General features: G+C 62.3%; 22 protein-coding genes. 5 read left to right on the top strand and 17 right to left on the bottom strand.

Translation table 11 applies throughout. The features are described from left to right. Positions 1–55 precede the first annotated feature (55 nt). From QDY28_RS11930 to QDY28_RS11980, 11 genes are all read right to left on the bottom strand, one after another. Entirely contained in the window at positions 56–826 is a 771-nt protein-coding gene (locus QDY28_RS11930; RefSeq protein WP_331381878.1) for a 3-ketoacyl-ACP reductase, read from the bottom strand. After that, positions 823–2,328, bottom strand: coding sequence for a GMC family oxidoreductase (locus tag QDY28_RS11935; protein WP_331381879.1), 1,506 nt, complete (start codon positions 2,326–2,328; stop codon positions 823–825). Before QDY28_RS11935 ends, QDY28_RS11930 begins: the two co-directional genes overlap by 4 nt. Before the next feature lie 8 nt (positions 2,329–2,336). Beyond that, on the bottom strand, positions 2,337–3,455 hold the full coding sequence (locus QDY28_RS11940) for an ABC transporter ATP-binding protein (protein WP_331381880.1): 1,119 nt from the start codon (positions 3,453–3,455) through the stop codon (positions 2,337–2,339). Positions 3,456–3,459: 4 nt separating this feature from the next. Then, positions 3,460–4,341 (bottom strand): carbohydrate ABC transporter permease, encoded by an 882-nt coding sequence (locus tag QDY28_RS11945; RefSeq protein WP_331381881.1) that lies wholly within the window; start codon positions 4,339–4,341, stop codon positions 3,460–3,462. Next, complete coding sequence (locus tag QDY28_RS11950) at positions 4,338–5,219, bottom strand: carbohydrate ABC transporter permease (RefSeq protein WP_331381882.1); 882 nt, start codon at positions 5,217–5,219, stop codon at positions 4,338–4,340. The genes QDY28_RS11945 and QDY28_RS11950 overlap by 4 nt, the downstream gene beginning before the upstream one ends. A gap of 255 nt (positions 5,220–5,474) precedes the next feature. Beyond that, positions 5,475–6,725: an ABC transporter substrate-binding protein gene (locus tag QDY28_RS11955; protein WP_331381883.1), complete on the bottom strand. Its 1,251-nt coding sequence runs from the start codon at positions 6,723–6,725 to the stop codon at positions 5,475–5,477. 198 nt (positions 6,726–6,923) lie between these two features. Continuing rightward, the gene (locus QDY28_RS11960) at positions 6,924–8,432 is read right to left on the bottom strand and encodes an aldehyde dehydrogenase family protein (protein WP_331381884.1); all 1,509 of its coding nucleotides are present in this window, start codon (positions 8,430–8,432) and stop codon (positions 6,924–6,926) included. Further along, positions 8,432–9,205: an enoyl-CoA hydratase/isomerase family protein gene (locus QDY28_RS11965; RefSeq protein WP_331381885.1), complete on the bottom strand. Its 774-nt coding sequence runs from the start codon at positions 9,203–9,205 to the stop codon at positions 8,432–8,434. The genes QDY28_RS11960 and QDY28_RS11965 overlap by 1 nt, the downstream gene beginning before the upstream one ends. After that, positions 9,198–10,811 (bottom strand): acyl CoA:acetate/3-ketoacid CoA transferase, encoded by a 1,614-nt coding sequence (locus QDY28_RS11970; RefSeq protein ID WP_331381886.1) that lies wholly within the window; start codon positions 10,809–10,811, stop codon positions 9,198–9,200. Before QDY28_RS11970 ends, QDY28_RS11965 begins: the two co-directional genes overlap by 8 nt. 8 nt (positions 10,812–10,819) lie before the next feature. Next, positions 10,820–11,830 (bottom strand): Gfo/Idh/MocA family protein, encoded by a 1,011-nt coding sequence (locus QDY28_RS11975; protein WP_331381887.1) that lies wholly within the window; start codon positions 11,828–11,830, stop codon positions 10,820–10,822. Next, positions 11,827–12,870, bottom strand: coding sequence for a LacI family DNA-binding transcriptional regulator (locus QDY28_RS11980; RefSeq protein ID WP_331381888.1), 1,044 nt, complete (start codon positions 12,868–12,870; stop codon positions 11,827–11,829). Before QDY28_RS11980 ends, QDY28_RS11975 begins: the two co-directional genes overlap by 4 nt. Between QDY28_RS11980 and QDY28_RS11985 the strand changes: the two genes are divergently transcribed. Further along, positions 12,845–13,153 carry a hypothetical protein gene (locus QDY28_RS11985; protein WP_331381889.1) on the top strand — a complete coding sequence of 103 codons (309 nt, stop codon included), beginning with the start codon at positions 12,845–12,847 and terminating at the stop codon, positions 13,151–13,153. The two genes, QDY28_RS11980 and QDY28_RS11985, sit on opposite strands and share 26 nt — an antisense overlap. 11 nt (positions 13,154–13,164) lie before the next feature. Here the strand turns inward: QDY28_RS11985 and QDY28_RS11990 are convergent, their stop codons facing one another. The 6 genes from QDY28_RS11990 to QDY28_RS12015 are packed head-to-tail and all read right to left on the bottom strand — an operon-like array spanning position 13,165 to position 17,541. Next, positions 13,165–14,427, bottom strand: a complete 1,263-nt coding sequence (locus tag QDY28_RS11990; RefSeq protein WP_331381890.1) for an ABC transporter substrate-binding protein — start codon at positions 14,425–14,427, stop codon at positions 13,165–13,167. A gap of 34 nt (positions 14,428–14,461) precedes the next feature. Next, complete coding sequence (locus QDY28_RS11995) at positions 14,462–14,908, bottom strand: hypothetical protein (RefSeq protein WP_331381891.1); 447 nt, start codon at positions 14,906–14,908, stop codon at positions 14,462–14,464. After that, on the bottom strand, positions 14,905–15,960 hold the full coding sequence (locus QDY28_RS12000; protein WP_331381892.1) for an aldo/keto reductase: 1,056 nt from the start codon (positions 15,958–15,960) through the stop codon (positions 14,905–14,907). The genes QDY28_RS11995 and QDY28_RS12000 overlap by 4 nt, the downstream gene beginning before the upstream one ends. Further along, positions 15,961–16,314 carry a TIGR04076 family protein gene (locus QDY28_RS12005; protein ID WP_331381893.1) on the bottom strand — a complete coding sequence of 118 codons (354 nt, stop codon included), beginning with the start codon at positions 16,312–16,314 and terminating at the stop codon, positions 15,961–15,963. Position 16,315: 1 nt separating this feature from the next. Continuing rightward, positions 16,316–16,807: a DUF3830 family protein gene (locus tag QDY28_RS12010; RefSeq protein ID WP_331381894.1), complete on the bottom strand. Its 492-nt coding sequence runs from the start codon at positions 16,805–16,807 to the stop codon at positions 16,316–16,318. Next, positions 16,804–17,541, bottom strand: a complete 738-nt coding sequence (locus QDY28_RS12015; RefSeq protein ID WP_331381895.1) for a GntR family transcriptional regulator — start codon at positions 17,539–17,541, stop codon at positions 16,804–16,806. The genes QDY28_RS12010 and QDY28_RS12015 overlap by 4 nt, the downstream gene beginning before the upstream one ends. Positions 17,542–17,659: 118 nt before the next feature. On the opposite strand from QDY28_RS12015, the gene QDY28_RS12020 reads away from it, so the two are divergent. From QDY28_RS12020 to QDY28_RS12035, 4 genes are read left to right on the top strand one after another with little or no spacing between them, the layout of a single operon-like run. Continuing rightward, on the top strand, positions 17,660–18,460 hold the full coding sequence (locus QDY28_RS12020; protein WP_331381896.1) for an ABC transporter ATP-binding protein: 801 nt from the start codon (positions 17,660–17,662) through the stop codon (positions 18,458–18,460). Next, positions 18,457–19,206, top strand: coding sequence for an ABC transporter ATP-binding protein (locus QDY28_RS12025; protein WP_331381897.1), 750 nt, complete (start codon positions 18,457–18,459; stop codon positions 19,204–19,206). The genes QDY28_RS12020 and QDY28_RS12025 overlap by 4 nt, the downstream gene beginning before the upstream one ends. After that, complete coding sequence (locus QDY28_RS12030; protein WP_331381898.1) at positions 19,203–20,111, top strand: branched-chain amino acid ABC transporter permease; 909 nt, start codon at positions 19,203–19,205, stop codon at positions 20,109–20,111. The genes QDY28_RS12025 and QDY28_RS12030 overlap by 4 nt, the downstream gene beginning before the upstream one ends. Then, positions 20,108–21,094, top strand: coding sequence for a branched-chain amino acid ABC transporter permease (locus QDY28_RS12035; protein WP_331381899.1), 987 nt, complete (start codon positions 20,108–20,110; stop codon positions 21,092–21,094). Before QDY28_RS12030 ends, QDY28_RS12035 begins: the two co-directional genes overlap by 4 nt. Positions 21,095–21,211: the final 117 nt, after the last annotated feature.

Consider the following 21,211-nt stretch of genomic DNA (forward strand, 5'->3'; position numbering starts at 1 on the left):
TGTTCCACGCTACGGAGTCGCGCCACCCTCTCCCCGCTGAGGCGAGGGTAAGTTCTCACAGTCGTCCGATACCCAACCCGCCATCCGCAGACATCACCGATCCCGTGGCAAAACCGAAACCGCCTTTGGCCAGCGCCGCAACGATGCTGCCGACATCGCCCGTCTCGCCCCAACGTCTCATCGGCACCAGCCCGCCGTCGATCAATGGGTCGTATTTCTCCGAAACCTGCGCCGTCATGTCGGTGCGGATGATACCGGGGCGGACCTCGAAGACGGCAATCCCGGTCTCCGCCAGCCGCAGCGCCAGCCCTTGCGAGAAGGCGGAAAGGCCGGCCTTGCTGATGCAATAATCCAGCCGTTCGGGCGAACTGAGGGCTGCCGAGACCGAGGTGATGTTGATCACCGAATGCGGCGTTGGCGACATCTTCGCCGCCAGCATCGAACGAACGACCGCCTGGGTGAAGAACACGGTGCCGCGCAGATTGACGTCGATGAGCCGGTCGAAATTCTCAGGCGCCAACTCCAGGAAGTCGCCGCGCACGACAGCGCCGATGCCGGCATTGTTGACCAGGCAATCGATCTCGCCCAAAGCCGCCCAGATCGCCTCGACGGTTGCCGCGTGTCCTGAGAGATCGGCAAGATCAGACCGCAAATAGAGTGCTCGCCCACCGCTTGCCTTCAATTCCGCGAGCTCCGCCAGCGGCGGCTCGTTCTCGATACCGGTGATCGCCAGATCGAAACCACTCCTGGCCAGTGCCCGCGCAATACCGAAACCGATCCCCTTGCGGCCGCCGGTGACGACGGCAACCGGGCGCCTTGCCTTCATGACCGCAGCTCCTCCCGCGCGATATGATCGGCGACGCGCAGCGCCTGGGCAGCTACCGTCAGGGCTGGATTCACCGCAGCCGACGTCGGCAGGAAGCTCGCGTCGACCACGAAAAGATTGGGATGATCGAAGGCCCGGCAGAAGATATCGAGCGGCGCGCTCGAACCGTCATTGCCGATCTTGACCGTGCCGCACTGATGCGACGGCGTGCGCTTGTCGAAGGGACGTGACAGCACGATCGGGAAGCCGGCCTTGCGAAGCACGCCCTTCAGCTTCTTCACCAGATCGAGATGTGCCTGCCAATTGGTGCGCACCCACTGCAGTACGATACGGTCGCCTTCGACCGTGATCCGGCTTTCCGGCGACGGCAGGTCCTCGCTCATGGCGTAGAAATCGATGGCATGGGCCGAAATGCTGTTCAGCAGCCATTCCGGCACAGTCGGCATATTCGCCTTGAGGATCGTGCCGGAAACACGCCCCAAAAGCTGCACATTGCCGAGAGGCGGCCCACCTTCGCCATCCGAGAGATAGAAATCATTGAAACCGAAGGTCTTCTGATAGACCGCATCGTTCCGGTACCAGGGCGAAATCGCCAGTACGGCAGAGGAATTGTGGTTCATGAAGTTGCGGCCGACCTGATCCGAGCGATTGGCAAGTCCGCGTGGATTGGCCTCGTCAGCCGATCGCAGCAGCAGCACCGCCGACTGCACCGCTCCGGCCGAAAGAATGACCAGTTTCGGCCGAACAACATGCGCCTGCCCATAGGCGGAATAATGCACCGCGGCAATCATTCGCCCATCGGCGGCGGCCTGAAGCCGTGTAACGCGCGCGCCGGTCTTCAGCTTGACGTTCGGATATTGCAGAGCCTTGGCAAGGGCCACCGTCTCGGCATCCATCTTGCCGTCGGCGCTGTGCGGATGCGCATCCCAGGGCGTGCGGCCCTTGGCGAGCCAGCTATCGATGTCGACGCCGAGCGGCAGCGGATGCGGATGCATGCCGTTATCCTTCAGCCGCTTGCGGACACTGGCGATCGCCGGCTCCTCGGGCACTGGCGGAAATGGATAGGGCCGCGAATGCGGCGGCTCCGATGGGTCGTCGCCGAGGCTGCCACGCACCTGATAGAGCTGTTCCGCCTCGCTATACCAGGGCTCCAGCTCCTCATAGGGAAAGGGCCAGGCCGGTGATACGCCGTCGAGATGCCGCATCTCCTCGAAATCCTCGCGCCGGTAGCGGATCAGCACCGCGCCGTAGAATTTCGAATTGCCGCCGACATTGTAATAGTTGCCGGGATTGAACCCCTTGCCGCCCTTCTCGTACCAGGTCTCCTTCGGACGAAAATGGCCGCGCAGGAAGATCGCCCGCTGGTCGCGATTTTCCGGCCGGTCCTCCAGTCTCTCGCCGGCTTCGAGGATCAGAATATTGGCGCCCGAGGCGGCAAGGCCGGACGCGACGGTCGAACCTCCTATTCCTGAGCCGATGATGACGATATCCGGTTCTTCCATGCTATCGCTCACGCTATCCGGACCTGGCTCTGCGGATCGAAGAACACCGCCTTGTCGAGGTTGAAGGCAAGCCGCGCCGTCTGGCCGGGAGCAATGCGGGCATCGGCGCGCAGCCGCGCCACGACGGATTTGCCGCCGAGGCGCGCGATCGCAAAGGTATCCGAACCCGCCGGCTCGACCACCTCGATCAGGCAGTCACCCTCGGCGAGCGAATGGGCATTGCGATCCGCGCCGTCAAGGTCGGTCAGCGCCTCCGGCCGTATGCCGAAGATCACGTCCTTGCCGGCATGGGCGCCAAGGCCACCGGCGCTCCCGTTGACCGGCAGTTTCAAGGGGGCTGCGCCGTTCGGCCGGTCAAGCGAGACCTGCAATCCCGTCGGCCCGCTCTCCACAGTCGCGGTCAGCAGGTTCATGGCGGGCGAGCCCATGAAGTCCGCGACGAACATGTTGGCAGGGTGATTGTAGATTTCCGCCGGTGTACCGAATTGCTGCAGCACGCCGTCCTTCAGCACCGCGATCTTCGTCGCCAGCGTCATCGCCTCGATCTGGTCATGCGTGACATAGACGATCGTCGTCTTCATGCGCTGGTGCAGGCGCTTGATCTCGGTGCGCATGTCGACGCGCAGCTTGGCGTCGAGGTTGGATAGCGGCTCATCGAAGAGGAAGACCTGCGGATCGCGCACCAACGCCCGTCCCATGGCGACGCGCTGGCGCTGGCCGCCGGAAAGCTGGCTAGGCTTGCGATCGAGCAGGTGCCCGATCTGCAGCATGTCGGCCACCTGCTTGATCGCCTTTTCGCGTTCCTCCTTCGGAACCTTGCGGATTTCCATGCCGAAGGCGATGTTGCCGGCAACCGTCATGTTCGGATAGAGCGCATAGGACTGGAACACCATGGCGATATCGCGTTGTGATGGCGCCAGGCCATTGACCGACCGGCCGGCAATGGCGATGTCGCCGGAGGTGATCGGCTCCAGCCCGGCAATGGTATTGAGCAGGGTGGACTTGCCGCAGCCCGACGGGCCAACGAGCACCAGAAACCCGCCCTTTTCGATCTCGATATTGATGTCCTTCAGGATCTCTAGCGATCCGTAGGACTTGCGCAGATTGGTGATTTTCAGGAAGGACATGAGCTTATCCCTTGACGGCGCCGGACATCAGGCCGCGGACGAAGAACCGGCCGGAGACGATGTAGACGATGAGGGTTGGCAGGGCCGCGAGGATCGCGCCCGCGAAGTGGACATTGTATTCCTTGACGCCTGTTGACGACGACACGAGGTTGTTGAGCGCAACCGTCATGGGCGTCGAATAGGGTCCGGAGAACGAAGCTCCAAACAGGAAGTCGTTCCAGATATTGGTGAACTGCCAAATGACGGAGACGACGATGATCGGCCCAGAGGACGGCAGCAGGATACGCCGGAAAATCTGGAAGAAGCTCGCCCCGTCGATTTGCGCAGCGCGCACCAGCTCGGTCGGAAACGCCTCGTAATAATTGCGGAAATAAAGCGTGGTGAAGCCGAGGCCGTAGACGATATGGACGAGGATAAGCCCCCAAATGGTGCCGGCAATGCCGAAGAAACCGAGAATGCGCGCCATCGGGATCAGTACGATCTGGAACGGGATGAAGCAGGAAAGCAGCAGCATTCCGAAGAAGATTTCCGCGCCGCGGAAGCGCCACTTCGTCAGCACATAGCCGTTCAGCGCGCCGACCAGGGTGGAGATCGCAACGGCGGGCACGACCATGAGGATCGAGTTGATGAAGAAGGGCCTGAGTCCCGTCGGCTGCACGCCGATCTGCGCCGTTGACCAGGCCGAGATCCAGGGCTCGATCGTCCAGGTCTGCGGCAGATTCAGCATGCCGCCCTGGCGGATCTCTGCGAGCGGCTTGAAGGAATTGACCAGCATCACATAGAGCGGCAGCAGGTAGTAAACGGCAAACAGGATCAGCGCCGCATAGATCAAGCCACGGGTCAGCCTGCCGTGCCAGATGGCATTTTGCGGATTGGGGCTGCTCATCTGCGTTTCCCTCCGCCGATTTCCGAATAGAGATAGGGGATGATGATGGCAAAGATCATCGCCAGCATGATGATCGCCGACGAGGCGCCGATGCCCATCAGGTTGCGGGTGAAGGTATAGGAATACATGAAGGTGGCCGGCAATTCGGTCGCCTGCCCCGGACCGCCGCCGGTCAGCGCGATGATCAGATCATAGGCCTTGATGGCGAGATGGGCGAGCACCACGAAAGCCGAGAGAAACACGGGCCGCATCAGCGGAATGATGATGCGGCGGTAGGTGGTGATCGCAGACGCGCCATCGATCTGCGCCGCCTTGATGATCTCGTTGTCGACGCCGCGAAGACCGGCGAGGAACATTGCCATGACGAAGCCTGATGACTGCCAGACGGCGGCAATGACGACGCAGTAGATCGCCATTTTAGAATCCTTGATCCAGGTGAAGGAAAAGCTGTCCCAGCCCCAGAGATGCATGGTGTTCTCGAGACCTATGCCGGGATCGAGAAACCATTTCCACGCCGTTCCCGTGACGATGAAGGACAGCGCCATCGGATAGAGATAGATCGGTCTCAGCAGCCCTTCGGCGCGGATCTTCTGATCGAGCAGGATCGCCAAAGCGAGGCCGAGCACCGAGCAGATGACGATATAGAAGGAGGCGAAGATGCCGAGATTGGTGATCGCCCGCCACCAATGCGGCAGCGCCCAGAGCTTATCGTAGTTGGTGAAGCCGATAAGGTTGTAGGACGGCAGCATCTTGCTGTCGGTCAGCGACAGATAGCCGGTATAGGCGATGAAGCCATATACGAAGATCAGAATGACGACGAAGCTCGGGGCCAGCACCAGCTTTGGCAACAGCTCCTGCATTCGGCTGCGACTGTTCATGGGTCGAACACCAGTTTTTACGCGTCCCAAAGGGACGCGGGTTCCAAATATGCGAACTGCGAGCGGAACGGCCCCCTCACCCTAACCCTCTCCCCGAGGGGAGAGGGGACGACCTCGCGTAGCGCTTGTTCTCGACTCCCTCAAAGTCAAGAGGCGACGGATGGTGCGTCTTTCCCCTTCTCCCCTCGGGGAGAAGGTGGCCGCCCTTCGACAAGCTCAGGGGGCGGATGAGGGGGATCCTTGCTCCGAACTACCCTACTTCGCAGCCGCAACCGCCGAGACGAGTTCCTTGACCGCATCATCCGACGAGAGATCGCCGTTGAATTCGCGAGTCACGACGTCGTAGATCGCGTTCTTGACGGCGGCTGGATTGGCATGGCCATGGGCCATGGAACCAAACAGCGTGCCGTTCTTGTTGGCTTCGGCCAGATCCTTGATCGCCTTCTTGCCGCAATCGTCGAAGGCGGTATCCGGAACGTCGGTGCGCGCCGGAACCGAGCCCTTGACGACGTTGAAGGCCGACTGGAAGGTCGGGCTTTCGATAGAGGAAGCCATCTGCATCTGAGCCGGAATCTTGTCGGCGGACACCTTGAACATCGCGAACTGATCGGAGTTGAAGGTCACCGAGCCCTGCGTTCCGGGGAAGCGGATGCAGACGAAATCCTTACCCGGCACCTTCTTCGCCTTCAGGAACTCGCCCTTTGCCCAGTCGCCCATGAACTGCAGGCCGGCCTTGCCTTCGATGACCATGCCGGAAGCAAGATTCCAGTCGCGGCCGGAGAAGTTGTCGTCGACATAGGAGCGCAGCTTCGTCATGCGGTCAAAGGCTTCCTTCATCTTCGGGCTGCCGAGCGTATCGGGATCGAGATCGATGAAGGCCTTCTTGTAGAAGTCGTTGCCGAACGAGAGCACGACGGCGTCGAAGATTGTCGCATCCTGCCACGCCTGGCCGCCATGGGCGATCGGCGTGATGCCCTGCTTCTTGAAGTTGTCGAGCAGCGCGATCAGTTCGTCCCAATTCGTCGGCACCTTGCCGCCGGCCTTGTCCAGCGCTTCCTTGTTGATCCACACCCAGTTGGTGGAGTGGACGTTCACAGGAGCGGCGATCCAATGGCCGTCATATTTGGAAAACCTCTGCAGGGCGGTCGGGACGACCTTGTCCCAGCCTTCCTTGTTCGCGACCGCATCGAGATTGCCGAGCGAACCTTCCTTGGCCCAGTCGAGAATGTCGAAGCCGAGCATCTGTACGGCGGTCGGCGGGTTGCCGCCGGTGACGCGGGCGCGCAGCACGGTCATCGCCTCGGTGCCGCCACCGCCTGCGACCGGCATGTCGACCCAGCCGATGCCCTTCGATTCCAGGTCCTTCTTCAGGACTTCCAGTGCCGCCGCTTCGCCGCCGGACGTCCACCAATGCAGGACTTCGACATTTTCGGCGGCATGCGCCACGGTTACGGTGCCCGTCATCAAAAGGGCGGCCGCAGCCACTGATGTCATCAATTTACGCATATTCTCTCCTCCCAGTTTAGATAGACGAGCAGCAAGACCTCCTCCCGCTGCCCCATGCCCTTCACTCCCCGTAAAGAACAATTCCGCCGCGGCCTCCCAGCCGGGGCACACATTAGAGACGTCACAACCCACACGGCGTCAAGCGTTCACAACCATTCCTGGTTAACTCCGTCGGTTGTCCCCGCTGGCGCATTCATCTCACCTCGGCATCCACCAGCCGGTGCGCCGGCCGATATGCATGTTGAGCGTCTTTGTCTCCGTATAATCCTCGACCGCATGTCGTCCGAGCTCGCGTCCGAGCCCCGACTGTCGATAGCCGCCGAAGGGCAGTTCCGCCGCGCCGTCCATGAAGGTGTTCATCCAGATCGTGCCGGCCCGCACCCGCCGCCCGATCGTCAGGCACGTATCGAAATCGCGACTCCAGACACCGGCGGAAAGGCCGTAATCGATGGAATTGGCGATGCGGATCGCATCCTCGGTCGTGTCAAACGTCAGCACGGAAAGGACGGGGCCGAACACCTCCTCTTTCGCCACCGCCATCTCCGGTTTGACGTCGGCGAGGATGGTTGGCGCCATATATTGGCCGAAACCGAAATCGATCTGGCTGCCGCCATGCGCAACAGTCGCGCCGCTCTTTGCCGCGCCGGAGACATAGCCTTGAATCTTCTGCAGGTGCTGCGGGGTGATGATTGCTCCGACCTGCGTTGACGGGTCGAGCGGATCGCCGACCTTCACTTTTTCCGAAAGGCTGGCGATGCGCGCCGTGACATCCTTGGCGATCTCGCGATGAACGATCAGCCGCGAGCCGGCATTGCAGCATTCGCCGGCATTGAAATAGGCACCGAACACCGCGGCATCGATGAACTCATCGAGATTGGCGTCGGGAAAGACGATCTGCGGGTTCTTGCCGCCGAGTTCGAGCGAAACCTTCTTCAGCGTTTGCGCCGCACTCGCCATGGTCAGCCGTCCAACGCCCGTCGAACCGGTAAAGGAGATCATGTCGACATCCGGGTGGCTGGTCATCGGCGCACCGACATCGGCGCCCGTGCCGACGAGAATGTTGACGACGCCGGCCGGTACGCCAGCTTCCAGCAGGATTTCCCCGAGCACCAGCGTCGAACCCGACGTCAGTTCCGACGGCTTGATCACTGCCGTGCAGCCCGCGGCAAGCGCAAACGGTAACTTCTGGCTTACGATCAAGAATGGGAAGTTCCAGGGCGTGATGATCGAGACAACCCCGACCGCCTCGCGCAGCACCACACCCATCGTACCGTCGCCAAGCGTGTTGTAGCTCTCACCATGTAGGTCGCGCGCAAGGGCGGCCGCGTAGCGCCAGATATCGGCGGAACCGGCGATCTCGCTTCGCACCTGGGTAATCGGCTTGCCGGCCTCGATCGCATCGAGGTAGGCGAGCTCTTCGGCCCGTGCCAAGATCATGTCGGCAGCCTTTAGCAGGATGTTGGAGCGTTCTGCCGCGGTCATGCGCGGCCAGGGGCCATGGTCGAACCCCTTGCGTGCGGCGGCGATAGCCTGGTGCACATCGTCCTTGGTCGCGGATTTATAACGGCTGACGGTGACGCCGTGGCTCGGCGCCACACGCTCGATGGTGCCGGTCTCGACGCCTTCGACCCATTTTCCATCGATCAGCATCTTGAAATCACGCACTTTCACGTCGGGAAGCGCCTGCGGCTTCACAAGGACCGTCATCACCATTCTCCCTTGAATTCGGCAGCGCGTTTGCCGGCAAAGGCCGCAACGCCCTCCTTGAGGTCGCCGGTCTTGGCGACCAGGATCGATCCCAGCGCCTCGACGGCCGACCCATTATCCTCGCCATTGGCCGAAGCGATCATCAGCTTTGCGATCTCCAGCGCCGCCGGCCCGCGCGCAGCAATGCGCGCCGCATAATCCCTGGCGGCGGCAAGCACAGTTCCCGTTTCCACAACGGCATCCACAAGACCGTGGCCGCGCGCCTCTTCGGCGGAAAACATCTCGCCGCCCAGCACCATGCGCCGCACGATCTGCGCGCCAAATCGCTTGGTAAGCCGCTGCGTACCAGACCAACCGGGCACCATGCCAAGGCTGGTCTCCGGCAGGCCAATCCTGATCTGGCTTTCCGCGATGCGGATATCGGCCGCCGCCGCCAGCTCCAGCCCTCCGCCAAGCGCATGACCGTTCAATGCCGCGATCACGGGCATGCGGAGTGTTGCCAGCCGCTCGAAGACACGATGCCCGAAACGCACCCAGGCATGACCGAACTCGTTGGCCGCCATGCCGCCCCAGGCCTTGACGTCGCCGCCGGCTGAAAAAGCCTTGCCTTCGCCGGTCAGAATCGCGACGCGCACGGAAGCGTTCGCTTCCACTTCGTCGCAGGCGCCCGCCAGCGCCTTCAGCATGTCGATATCGAAGGCGTTAAGCTTCTCTGGCCGCGAAACCGTCATCGTCGCGACAGAACGTTCAACGGAAACCTTGACCTCACCCATGGCGTGCTCCTTCCAGAACACGGCTAGCCTTGGCCGGCAGCGTCAGACCAATCGGCGCCTCATGGAACAGGGCCGCATCCATGACCTTCAAGCGGTCGGAGACGAGCAGCGGAAATTCCGACTGAGCAAGAATATGCCCCTCCAAATCGACGCCCGGCGCGATCTCCGTCAGCAACAAGCCGTCCGGCGTCAGCTTCATCACGCAGCGTTCGGTGACATAGGTGATATCCTGCCCCTGCGCGATGCCGCGCGGGCCGGAGAAGGTGACGTGTTCAACCGCATTCACCAGCTTCTTCAGCTTGCCTTCTCTCTCGATGATCAGCCGGCCGCCCTCGACGCCGAGCTTCGCGCCGGCATTGAACATGCCGGAGAAGACGATCTTCTTCGCCCGCGCCGTGATATCGACGAAGCCGCCGGCGCCCGCCGTCACGTGCGGCCGGAAACTGAGCCGGGAAACATTGACGGAGCCGTCGCGGCCGATCTCCAGGAAGGAGAGAAGCGAAGCGTCGAAACCGGCGCCTTGGAAATAGGTGAACTGATAGGGCGAGGGCATGAAGGCATCGGCATTAGAGGCGCAGCCGAAGGCGAAATCGAGCAGCGGCACGCCGCCGACCGCCCCCTGCTCGATCACCCAAGTGACCGCGCCATGCAATCCTTCTTCCATCAGGATACGCGGCACATTGGCGGAAATGCCGAAACCGAGATTGACGGCGCTGCCGGATTGCAGCTCCTGCGCCACCCGCCGGGCAATGACCTTCTGAATATTGAATTCCGGCACGCGGAAACTGTCGAGCGGCCGAAAGATTTCGCCCGAGATCGCCGGATCGTAAAGCGTCTGCGTGGTCTGTTTCTGATCCGGATCGACGACGATATAGTCGACGAGAACGCCGGGAACGCGCACGTCGTGCGGTTTCAATGAGCCTTCCTTGGCAAGCCGCTTGACCTGGGCGATGACGACGCCGCCATTGTTACGGGCCGCAAGCGCCTGGTCGAGACCACCGAGATAGGCGCCCTCATGTTCATAGGTGAGATTGCCGCGCTCATCGGCGGTCGTTGCCCGGATGATCGCCACCTGCGGCGCGATCGCCTTGAAATAAAGCCAGTCTTCGTCTTCAAACGAGATTCGCTTCACTACCGGCTCAGCCCCGGCTGCCGCATTCATGGCGCAGCCCTCGCGCTCCGGGTCAACGAAGGTATCAAGGCCGACCTTGGTCAAAACGCCGGGACGCTTGGCGGCGGCCTCGCGATGCATGTCGAAGAGAATACCGGAGGGAATGTTGTAGGCGGCCACATCGTTGTTGCCGATCATCTGCCAGATCAACGGCGGTTCCGAACTGGACGGCCCGGACGGATAGGAGCCGCCGATGATCGTCTTCAGCAGACCTTTCTTGGCGATGTGATCGACACCCTTGATGCCGCTCATGTCGCCCGCCGCGATCGGATGCAGCGTCGTCAGATCACGCGGATGGCCCGTTGCGTCAAAACGCTCGCCGATCGCCTTCAGCATGAGATCCGGGCAGCCGAGACCGCTCGAAGACGAGACGGAAACGATGGCGCCATCGGGGATCAGGGCGGCCGCTTCGGCGGGAGTGATATGCTTGTTCATCGCAACGCTCAAAGTCCTGTATCAATCTTGACGGCTTCGCGGGTTGCGGCCGATTTGACCACGGCAAGACCCGTTGCCAGCGACCACACGCCGTCCTCGCCGGTGGCCGACGGCTTTCCCCGACCCTCGATTGCGGCATGAAAGGCGGCAAGCGCCGTCTCGTAGAGATTGTGGTGATGGAGCGGCAGCTCCGTTTCGCCATTGCGGTCACGCAGAAAGACATGGCCGACAGGCCGCTGCGTCATGACATTGCGGCCGATCAGCGAGCCGTCCGTACCGTGCACCTCGAAACCGGTCTCCGCATACCTCGTGGTAAAGCCATCATGGAACTGCGCGATGACGCCGGATTTGAACCGCAAAGCCCCCATGACGGCGTCCTCGAGCCCCGCCTTGCCCATGCCGCCGCTCTGGCCGAAGGCGATCGCTTCCACCGGATCGTCGTTCAGTACGAAGCGCAGCGTGTCCGCATCGTGAACGGTGATATCGAGAATGACGCCGCCGCCCGCCTGCGGCTTGTCCAGCCGCCAGCCCTGCAAATGCGGCGGCAGGTAGACGGCGTGGAAAACGCGGGCGCTCAGCGGCTTGCCGATCCGGCCGGCGGCGATTGCCTCCCGCATCGCCCGGTGGCTAGCGGCATTGCGCAGATGATGGTTGGTGCCCATGACCACGCCGGCCGCCTTCGCAGCCTGCGCCATGAGCCGCGCATCCTCCAGCGTCAGCGCCAGCGGCTTTTCGCAAAGCACATGCTTGCCGGCCTTGACCGCCGCCAAGGTCTGGTCGCGGTGCAATTCGTTGGTCGTCGAGATATAGACGGCATCGACATCGGGATCGCTGACAAGGTCTGCGACATCTGTCACCGATTTGGCAATGGCATTTTCAGCCGCATAGGCCCGGCCGCGCTCCGCGTCCGTACTCATCACGGAGACGACCTCACCGCCGGTTGCGCGAATTGCGCCGATCATCCATTCGCGGGCGATCGTGCTTGCGCCGATCAAGCCCCATTTTACACCTCCGCTCATGACACGACCCTCCTTGCCGTTATGTCCAGCCCGGCTCCGCAGCTCTGACGCACCACCAGCCGCACGGCGCTGACGATCGCCTCCGCCTCCACCTTGCCGGAATTGATCTGCTTCAGAAGCAACTGCGCGGCGCGGCGCCCCATACCCTGCGGATCGACGGAAACCGTCGTCAGCGCCGGCACCGCACTTTCCGCCTCGATCACATCGTCAAAACCGACCACCGCAAAATCGACACCCGGCTCCAGCCGCCGCGCCCTCAGGCCATCGCAGACTCCAAAGGCGACCGCATCGTTGAAACACACGGCTGCCGTCGGCTTGTGGGCGAGCAACATGGCGCGGCCGACCGCTTCGACGCCGCCGGCGCGCGAAGGCGCAGTGGCAACGACGAGATCATCGTCGAAAGCTATTCCCGCCTTGGCCAGCGCATCGCGATAGCCGCCGAGCCGCTCGGCAAAAACGGCGGTGTTGGCGAACCCGCCCATGAAAGCGATGCGGCGGTGACCAAGACCGGCCAGATGCTCGACCGCCGCCGACGCGCCGCCAAAATTGTCCGACACCAGCGACGAGACCTTTGCGCCGGGAATATTGCGCACGACGATAACCACGGGAATGCCGGCAGTGGTGAGCGACTTGAAGTCGGCCGCTTCTGTGCCCCGCGCCGGCGAAACGATCAGGCCGGAAATGCCGTGCTCGCGCATGGAGGCGACGACCTCGCGCTGACGGTCTATGCTTTCGCCCGTATTGGACAGGAACTGCACATAACCGGCCGACTGCACGACCATATCGACGCCGACGGCGAGCTCGGCAAAGAAGCTGTTGGTGAGATCGTTGACCACGATGCCGACGATCTTCGACTTCGCCTGCCGCAGATTGGCGGCGCCGCGATTGTAGACGTAGCCGAGCTCGCGGATCACCGCGTTGACCTTGGCTCGCGTCGCCTCATTGACCAGCGAACTGCCCTGCAGAACGAGAGACACGGTCGACTTCGACACGCCAGCGGCATGCGCAATATCGATGACCGTGACGCGTCCCTTGCTCATCCGTCTCCCCGCGGGCTTTCATCTTTTTGTTGCGACGATTATTTGGAACGTTCCAAATTTTGTCAATGGGAAAATAGGAAATGGCAACGACAATATTCGGAAACTGCGGACAATTGCGCCTTTCACGGCATATTCCGCAAAATGGGCAAGGACATTAGATTCCAAGAAAGGATCTTATTTCATCTGGAACGATCTAAATTATAAACCTAGCAATACGGCGGCAGCAACAGAACGCCCGGCAACCGAAGAGGCTACCGGGCGTCTTAGGGAAACGAAAATCTAAGAGCCGCAGCCCTATTTATTCAACTGCGCCTGCAGCTTGTTGACGTCGTCGGTCGACATCTCTCCGTCTGTCGTCACCTTGCCGTCCGTGATCTTCCAGAGACGGAACGGGCCGGTGATGTCGCCGTATTTGTCGAAGGCAACCGGGCCGATGACTCCTTCGTAGCGGATTGGCTTGCCGTCCTTTATGAGGCCGAGCGCCTTGGCAAACTCCTCCTTGCCGGCGTGAATCGGCGTGCCCTGTGGATCAACCGCTCTATACATCGCATCCTTGATCTTGTCGGGATCGTCCGAGCCGGCAATCGCTATGGCGAGGCCGACGATAGCGCCGGCGTCGTAGGAACGATCGGCCGCCGGATTGGACGGTTCGATGCCCGAAAAATCCTTATAGTTCTTCATGAAATAGTCGGTCGAGGCGGTCGGGCTGGTGCCCGAGGATGTGCCATAAGCATCCTTAAGGTAGTCGGCGCCGACAGACTCGATGAAATCGGGGCTGTTCATGCCGTCGTTCAGCAGGAATTTTTGCACGCCGCCCTGCGAAATCCAGGTGCGGGCGATGGTCGCGCCGTCGACCGGCGTGCTGACGAGGTAAAGACCGTCCGGATTGCCGGCCATGGCGGCGGTGACTTCCGAGGCATAGCTCGACTGCTTTTCGTTATAAGGCGTGTCGGACACGATGGTGCCGCCAAGCGCCTTATAGGCGCGGGAGAATTCCGCCACCATGTTGACGCCGAAATCGTTGTTGACATGGATGACCGACAGCTTCTTGAAACCCTTGTCGATGGCGTATTTCGCAGCCGCCACGCCCTGCAGCGCGTCCGAGGTAATGGTGCGGAAGAAGATGCCATTGGTCTTCCCGTCGCGGCCAAGCGCCGTCAATGTCGGCGAGGACGAGGCGGGCGACACCTGCACGATCTTGGCGGGTGCGGTGACCGAAGTCAGGATCGGAATCGACACCGATGAAATGATGCCGCCGATAATGACGGGCACCTTCTTGACCTGTACGAGTTGCGTCGCGGCGTCGACCGCGACATTGCCTTGGCTCTGGCTGTCGCGCGTGTCGGTCACCAGATCGCAGCCGCGCACGCCGCCGGCGGCGTTGATGTCGCGGAAAGCCATTTCGACCGATTTCGCGCCGGCCTGACCATATTCGCCAGCGGGCCCCGTCAGCTCCATCACCAGTCCGACAGTGATCTTGCAGTCAGCAGCATTGGCAACACCGGCCGCTGCAAGGAGCGCCAGAGCGGTGGTGAATTGAAATATCGTCTTTTTCATCTTTGTTCCCCTTGTTAGGTACACGACTTCTATTTCAGTGGTTGGCCTGTTTCGTCTCCGGCGTCTGCAGCCAGGTTTCATGCAGATGCCGCCATTCGACGCCGTTCGGCATCGATGAATTTTCGGTAAAAAGCGCGCTCGCCCGCCGCCAGGTCCAGACACCGGCCCGACATTGTGCCTCGACATAGGTCACGACGATGATGCCGGCCGCCTCCCAGCCGGGCTTGACGTCCTTGATCTCGATGATGAAATCACCATGAAAGCAGCTATGATTGCCCCGGACATGGCTGATAACGGAATCGCGTTCGATAACGCGCCCGTCGTCGGGCGTGACGATGCGAAAGCCCTCGCCCAAGACACTCTCGACCCGGCTGAAATCCGACGGCGTCGGGTCGTCGGAATTATACCAATTGGTGAAACAGCGATGCAGATCGATGATCTCGGCCTTGGCGCGCTCGAAGAGAGATAGGCTCCTGCTCATTTTTTCCCCGCGTTCAGATTGTAATGCATGATGGAGCCATGCCGCCCGGTGCGGTCGCGCTCCAATGTGTAGACGTCGCCTTGCGGGCCGCTGCTCTGCCCGATGACCGAGGCAATTTGGGAGCGATCCTCGGCGGTGAGCTTGACATCCATGATCTTCGCATTGGCGAGTGCATGCGCCTGGTTGCGGGCGCCGACTATGACGGCAGCCACTTGCGGCTGCTCCAGCACCCAGGCGCTGGCAATGGTGGCAATATCGATGCCATGGCGGTCGCCGACGGCCTTCAGCGCCCGAAGCAGCGACTGGAACAGCTCCCAACCGCCGAAATCGTCGATGATCAGCTTGTATTTGATCAGCGAGCGGTTCTCGAGCGGCATCTCGGGCTCCGGCTGTCCCAGCCATCTGTCGCTGAGAAAGCCGCCGGCAACGGAGCCGTAGCAGAGGAAGCGGAGGTCGTTGTCTGCCGCGAGCGCCGCCAGGCTGTTCGCCGGCCTCTGGTCGAGCACGGAATATTGCAGTTGTTGGCTGACCAGCGGAATGCCGGCCTTCAGGATTTCGGCAATGTGCGGCGTATCGAAATTCGTCGTGCCGACGTTGCGGACCTTGCCTTCCCGCCGCATCTCGTCCAGCCAGCCGAGCGCATCGAGATAGCCGGGCAGGTCATAGTCCCACCAGTGAAACTGCACGAGATCCAGCCGCTCGGCCTTCAGCCGCCGCAACGATTGCTCGACAATTCCCCTGATGTAATCGCGGCTGATGCGCGACAGTACTTCGAGATCGGGCACGAGCTTGGTGTGCACCTTCATCTTGGCGGCGACGTCGAGCCCGCGCTCCCTGGCAAGCCGCAGACGGGCAGCGCCGATCAGTTCTTCGACGCCGGTATAGATGTCGGCGCAGTCATAGGTGATGATGCCGGCGTCGAAAGCAGCGATGAGATCGGTCACGGCCTGCTCTCGGTCGATCGCGCCATGACCGCCGGCCAACTGCCAGCCGCCGCGGATGACGCGGGAGATCTGATAGCCTGGACTGAGTTCGAATGTCTTGGCATTCATCTATTTGGTCTCCTCAGGCAGCGGCACCGCCGTTGTCTCGGCATGGCTGAACCGTCGCTTGCCCGTTCTGACGATCCGAAGGCGGCTGGCGCAGTTCGGATCCGGACAGGCGATCTCAGCGTCCGATGTCATCCAGTCGTTCTTGTGAGTGGGCCGCTGCTTGGCCGCCAGCAGCGGCAGAACGGCGGAAATCGAATAGATGGAAAACCCCTGCCCCTGCGGCAGCGACAGCATTTCGCCCTTAAGCTCGAAATAATCGCCCTCCTTGGCGCCGCAATAGATCGGCTTGCCCTTAGGAATAACGGCTTCGACGCGCAGGTCGAACAGCTCGAAGGAATCGTCTGCCGCGCTCATCTCAGACCTCCGAAATGCCGGTGAATGTCACGTCGCAGGCGCCGTTGCGCCTGATAACGCCGCAGGCGGCCGCGAAATGCTCCCGCTCTTCGGGCCGCACCTGCGCCACAACACTGCCCGGCAGCCAGCCGATCGGGAAGAGCAACCGGGCACCTTGCCCATAGAACAGGCCGATATCGAAGATCGGATTGGGGCTGCCGCCCCAGACACGCGCCGGCACATAGCTCAGCACGATATCGCCCGGCTGGGGCGTCAGCGTCGCGTTTTCCGCCGGCAGGGAATTTGCCCATTCGCAGCCGATGAGATGATCCGGCGGGATCGGGCAGGAGATTTCCGGCCCCGTCCACATCGCGTGGGTGCCGGGCACGATGCGCGGCTCGGCCAGATAGGCGCGGAAAAATTCCACATTGTCCGGCGCCTTGCCGTCGAGCAGCACTGCGGTGACGGAAAGCCCGGAGCGAGGTTCGGTGATGCGGATGGCGCGCGTGCTCATGACTTGCCTTTGCTTGCAGCCTCGGATTGCAGCTTGTTGCGGAGAAAATTGAAGGGCCTGCTGATATCGGCGACGAGCGCTTCGCGCGCAGCGGTCGGATCCTGAACCGAAAGTGCCGCGACGATGCCGCGATGGAAATGGGCGGTATCGACCTCGCCGGCTTCGGAGAACGCATAAATCGCCACGCGGATGCAAGGCCCGGATTGCAGCCATAGGCTTTCGATCATGGGGATCAGCACGGCCGAGCCGCAGGCACGGTAGATTTCGAAATGGAAGCGCTGGTTCAGGGTGACCTCGCGGTCGACATCCTTTTTGTGCCTCAACGCCCGCATCTCGTCCCACTCGCCGAGCATGCTCTCGATCACGGAGACTTGGCGCGGGCTCATCCGTGTCGCCGCAAGCGCGATCGCCTCGCCCTCGATCAGGATGCGGGCACGTAAAAGATCGTCCATGCGCTCGAGCGTGATCGGCGGAACGCGGACGGAACGGTTCGGCAGCGCCTCCAGCGCCTTCTCGGTGATCAGCCGGCCCAGCGCCTCGCGCACCGGCATGGTGCTGGTCATCAGCGCATCGGCAAGACCGCGAATGGTGAGCACCTGGCTTGGCTCGAACAGGCCGCCGATCAGCGCCCGGCGAAGCTCCAGATAGACGCGATCCTGCACGGTCTCGCGGCCAACAGGCGCAAGCTGAGCGGCAATGGGATCGTTGCTTTTCTCGACGGCGGTCTTTTGCATAGCCTCCCCGCTTTTGACTTGCAGAGGCGATTAAAGCCGATTAGCGTGATCAATACAAGTGTGATCACAAATCAAAAAATCAGAGGACGGCGACGACCGTCTTCGGCCAGAGGGATCCATGAGTGCACTGAGCGAACGGCGGGGCGAGGATACCCGGACACCCGTTCTGACGGCGAAAAACGTGGTGCGGCGCTTCGGCGGCGTTACTGCGGTCAACGACGTGTCCTTCGATGTCCGGCGGGGTGAAATCCTCGGCCTGATCGGGCCAAACGGCGCTGGAAAGACCACCATGTTCGATCTGCTGGCCGGCAGCGTTCGGCCGACCAGCGGCGAGATCGTGCTGAACGGCGTGGCTGTATCCGGCGAAGCTGCCCATCACCGCATCGGGCGTGGTCTCGGTCGCACCTTCCAGATCCCCCGTCCCTTTCCCAACCTGTCGCTGGTCGACAATGTGATGCTGGCGGCACAGGCCCAAGCCGGTGAAGGACTGCTCGCAAACTTCCTGAAACCCTGGCACGTCAGGGCCGAGGAGAAAGCCGCGCATGATAAAGCGATGGAGCGGCTGGAGCTCGTCAACCTGACGCGGCTTGCCAACGAACCCGCCCGCGTGCTCTCCGGCGGTCAGCGCAAACTGCTGGAGCTTGCCCGCGTCATGATGGCCGATCCCGCCATCATCCTGCTCGACGAACCGGCAGCCGGCGTCAACGCCACGCTGCTCGAAGTCATCATCGACCGCATCCGGGACATCAACGCGCGCGGCATCACCTTCCTGCTGATCGAGCACAATATCGACATGGTGACCCGCCTCTGCCACCGCGTCCTCGTCATGGCGGGCGGCCAATTGCTCTGCGAAGGCACGGCCGATGAAGTCGCCCGCGATCCGAGGGTCATCGAAGCCTATCTCGGAGGCGCGGCATGAGCGAAGCCGTCCTCCTCGTCCGCGATCTCATTGCCGGTTATGAGCCCGGCGTGCCGATCGTTCGCGGCGCATCGATCACGGTCCATCAAGGCGAGATCGTCGTCGTCCTCGGCCCGAACGGCGCCGGCAAATCGAGTTTCATCAAGGCGATCGCCGGCCTCGTGCCGGTTTCCGGCGGCACGGTCCTGCTTGACGGCAAGGACATCACCGCCGCCCCCGCCCATAGCATGGTCCGCCTCGGCCTGGCCTTCGTACCGCAGACGGAAAATGTCTTTCCGCTGATGTCGGTCGAGGACAATTTGAAAGTGGCGGGCGGCATCCTGAAGCCCCGCGAAATCCCCGATCGTATAGCGGAGATGTACGCGACCTTCCCCGATCTCGCCCGCCACCGCCGGATTGCCGCCGGCAATCTCTCCGGCGGTCAGCGGCAGATGCTGGCGGTCGCCCGCGCTCTGATCGTGCATCCGAAGGTGCTGGTGCTGGACGAACCTTCGGCGGGTCTATCGCCGAAATTCGTGTCAATGGTTTTCGAGATGCTGACCGAGATCCGCAAAGCGCGCGTCACCATCCTGCTGGTCGAGCAAAACGCCAGGGCGGCGCTGGCGATCGGCGACCGCGCCTACGTCCTCGTCGAAGGCAAGGACCGGCATGAGGGCGTCGCCTCCGAACTCTGGAACGACCCCGTGGTCGCCGAACTCTATCTCGGCCAGCGCCCATCGCACACTAGGTCGGGAGGCGCGGCATGAACCTGCAATTCATAGTCGACGGCCTGCTGACCGGCTCGATGATCGGTCTTGGCGCTATCGGCGTCACACTCACCTATTCGATCCTGCGCTTCTCCAACTTCGCCCATGGCGACTTCATGGCCTGGGGCACCTATGCGACGCTCGCCGTCGTCAGTGCCATCGGGGCCATGTTCGGCAAAATTGCCCCGATCGGCCCGCTTTCCTTCGGCTGGCCGCTGATTGCAGCGGTCATCATCGCCATGGGTCTGACCGGCCTGCTGGCCCTCGTTCTTGACATGGTTCTCTTCGCGCGGCTGCGCGCCAAGGGCCAGGCGATCATCGTGGTCATGGCAAGTTTCGGCGCCTCGATGGCGCTGCGCAGCCTGCTGGAATTCCTCTTCACGTCCCGGCCGACCTATTTCAGCCGCGCCATTCAGATCGCCATGCCCGTCGGTTTCGGCATCCGCATCACCCCCGATCAAATCGTGTTGCTGCTGGTGACCGCGATCCTGGTTCTCGGTGTACATCTGTTGATGACGCGGACACAGACTGGCCGCTCCATGCAGGCGCTGAGCCAGAACCCGGCCCTTGCCCGCGTCGTCGGCATCGATGTCGCCAAGGTTGTGCGCGTCACATGGCTGGTCGGCGGGGCGCTCGCCTGTGTCGCCGGCGTCATGATCGGCATTCTCGTGCAGATTCGGCCGCTGATGGGCTTCGACATGCTGCTGCCGATGTTTGCGGCCGCCATCCTCGGCGGCATCGGCAGCGTGCCCGGCGCCGTCCTAGGCGGACTGATCATCGGCCTCGCCGAAGCCGGCGCCGTGCAGTTGATCGGCGCGGAATGGCGTGCCGCCGTCTCCTTCATCATCCTGATGGCAGTGTTATTCGTCCGGCCGATCGGCCTCTTCGGAGTGAAGGAACGATGATGGATCTTGTCGGCTATGGCGCATTTTTCCTGACGACGGCGCTGATCTTTTCGCTGATCACCCTCGGGCTGAACCTGCAATGGGGATTGACCGGGCTCTTCAACGTCGGCCTTGCCGGCTTCGTCGCCATCGGCGCCTATACGTCGGCGCTGCTGACGACGCCGGAGACGGCCGGCCGCTTCGGCGGCTTCGACATGCCGATCCTCATTGGCTGGCTCGGCGCGATGATCCTCGCCGGCCTCGCCGCCGCCATGACCGGCATCGCCACCCTGCGGCTGAAATCCGACTATCTCGCCATCACCACCTTCGGTGTCGCCGTCGTCGTGCAACTCGTGGCGCTGAATGCGCAGAGCCTGACCGGCGGCCCCTTCGGCGTCGGCTTCATTCCGCGCCCCTTTGCCGCCCTTGCAGAAACGCCGCTGCTCTTCAACCTCTCCAATCTCGCCATCGTCGCCGTGGTGACGCTGGTCGTCTTCCTCGCCCTGGAGCATCTGTCGCGCAGCCCCTGGGGGCGCGTGCTGAAAGCGCTGCGTGAGGACGAACGTGCCGCGATTTCGCTCGGCAAGAGCGCACGTTTCTATCGGGTACAGGCCTTTGCGGTCGGCGGGGCGATCATGGGGCTGGCGGGCGCCGTGCAGGCGCATTTCATCGGCTTCATCGCACCGGACAACTACGTGCCGACGCTGACATTTCAGGTCTGGGTGATGCTGATCGTCGGCGGCTCCGGCAGCAACAAGGGCGCGGTCGTCGGTAGCATTCTCGTCTGGGCGATCTGGGCCGGCTCCGGCGCACTGACCAGCGTGCTCTTCACGCCGGAACAGCAGGCCCGCGCCGCCGCCCTGCAGATCGTCGCCATCGGCGTCATGCTATGCGTCATCCTGCTCGTCCGCCCGAACGGTCTCCTCGGCGATATGCCCCGCCGTCCACGCTTCGGCAAGCGGGAGCGAAAGGTCGTTGCCGATGAAAGCGGCGCGACGCCATGAGCTATGGGTCTTGTCATGCGGGTGTGATTGTGCCGCGCTCTCGAGGTTGGCCCCTCACCCTAGCCCTCTCCCCGCAATGCGGGGAGAGGGGACGACGGAGCGAAATAGCCACGTCTG

The sequence above is a fragment of the Rhizobium sp. BR 362 genome (assembly GCF_036528765.1).
Lineage (GTDB): Bacteria > Pseudomonadota > Alphaproteobacteria > Rhizobiales > Rhizobiaceae > Rhizobium.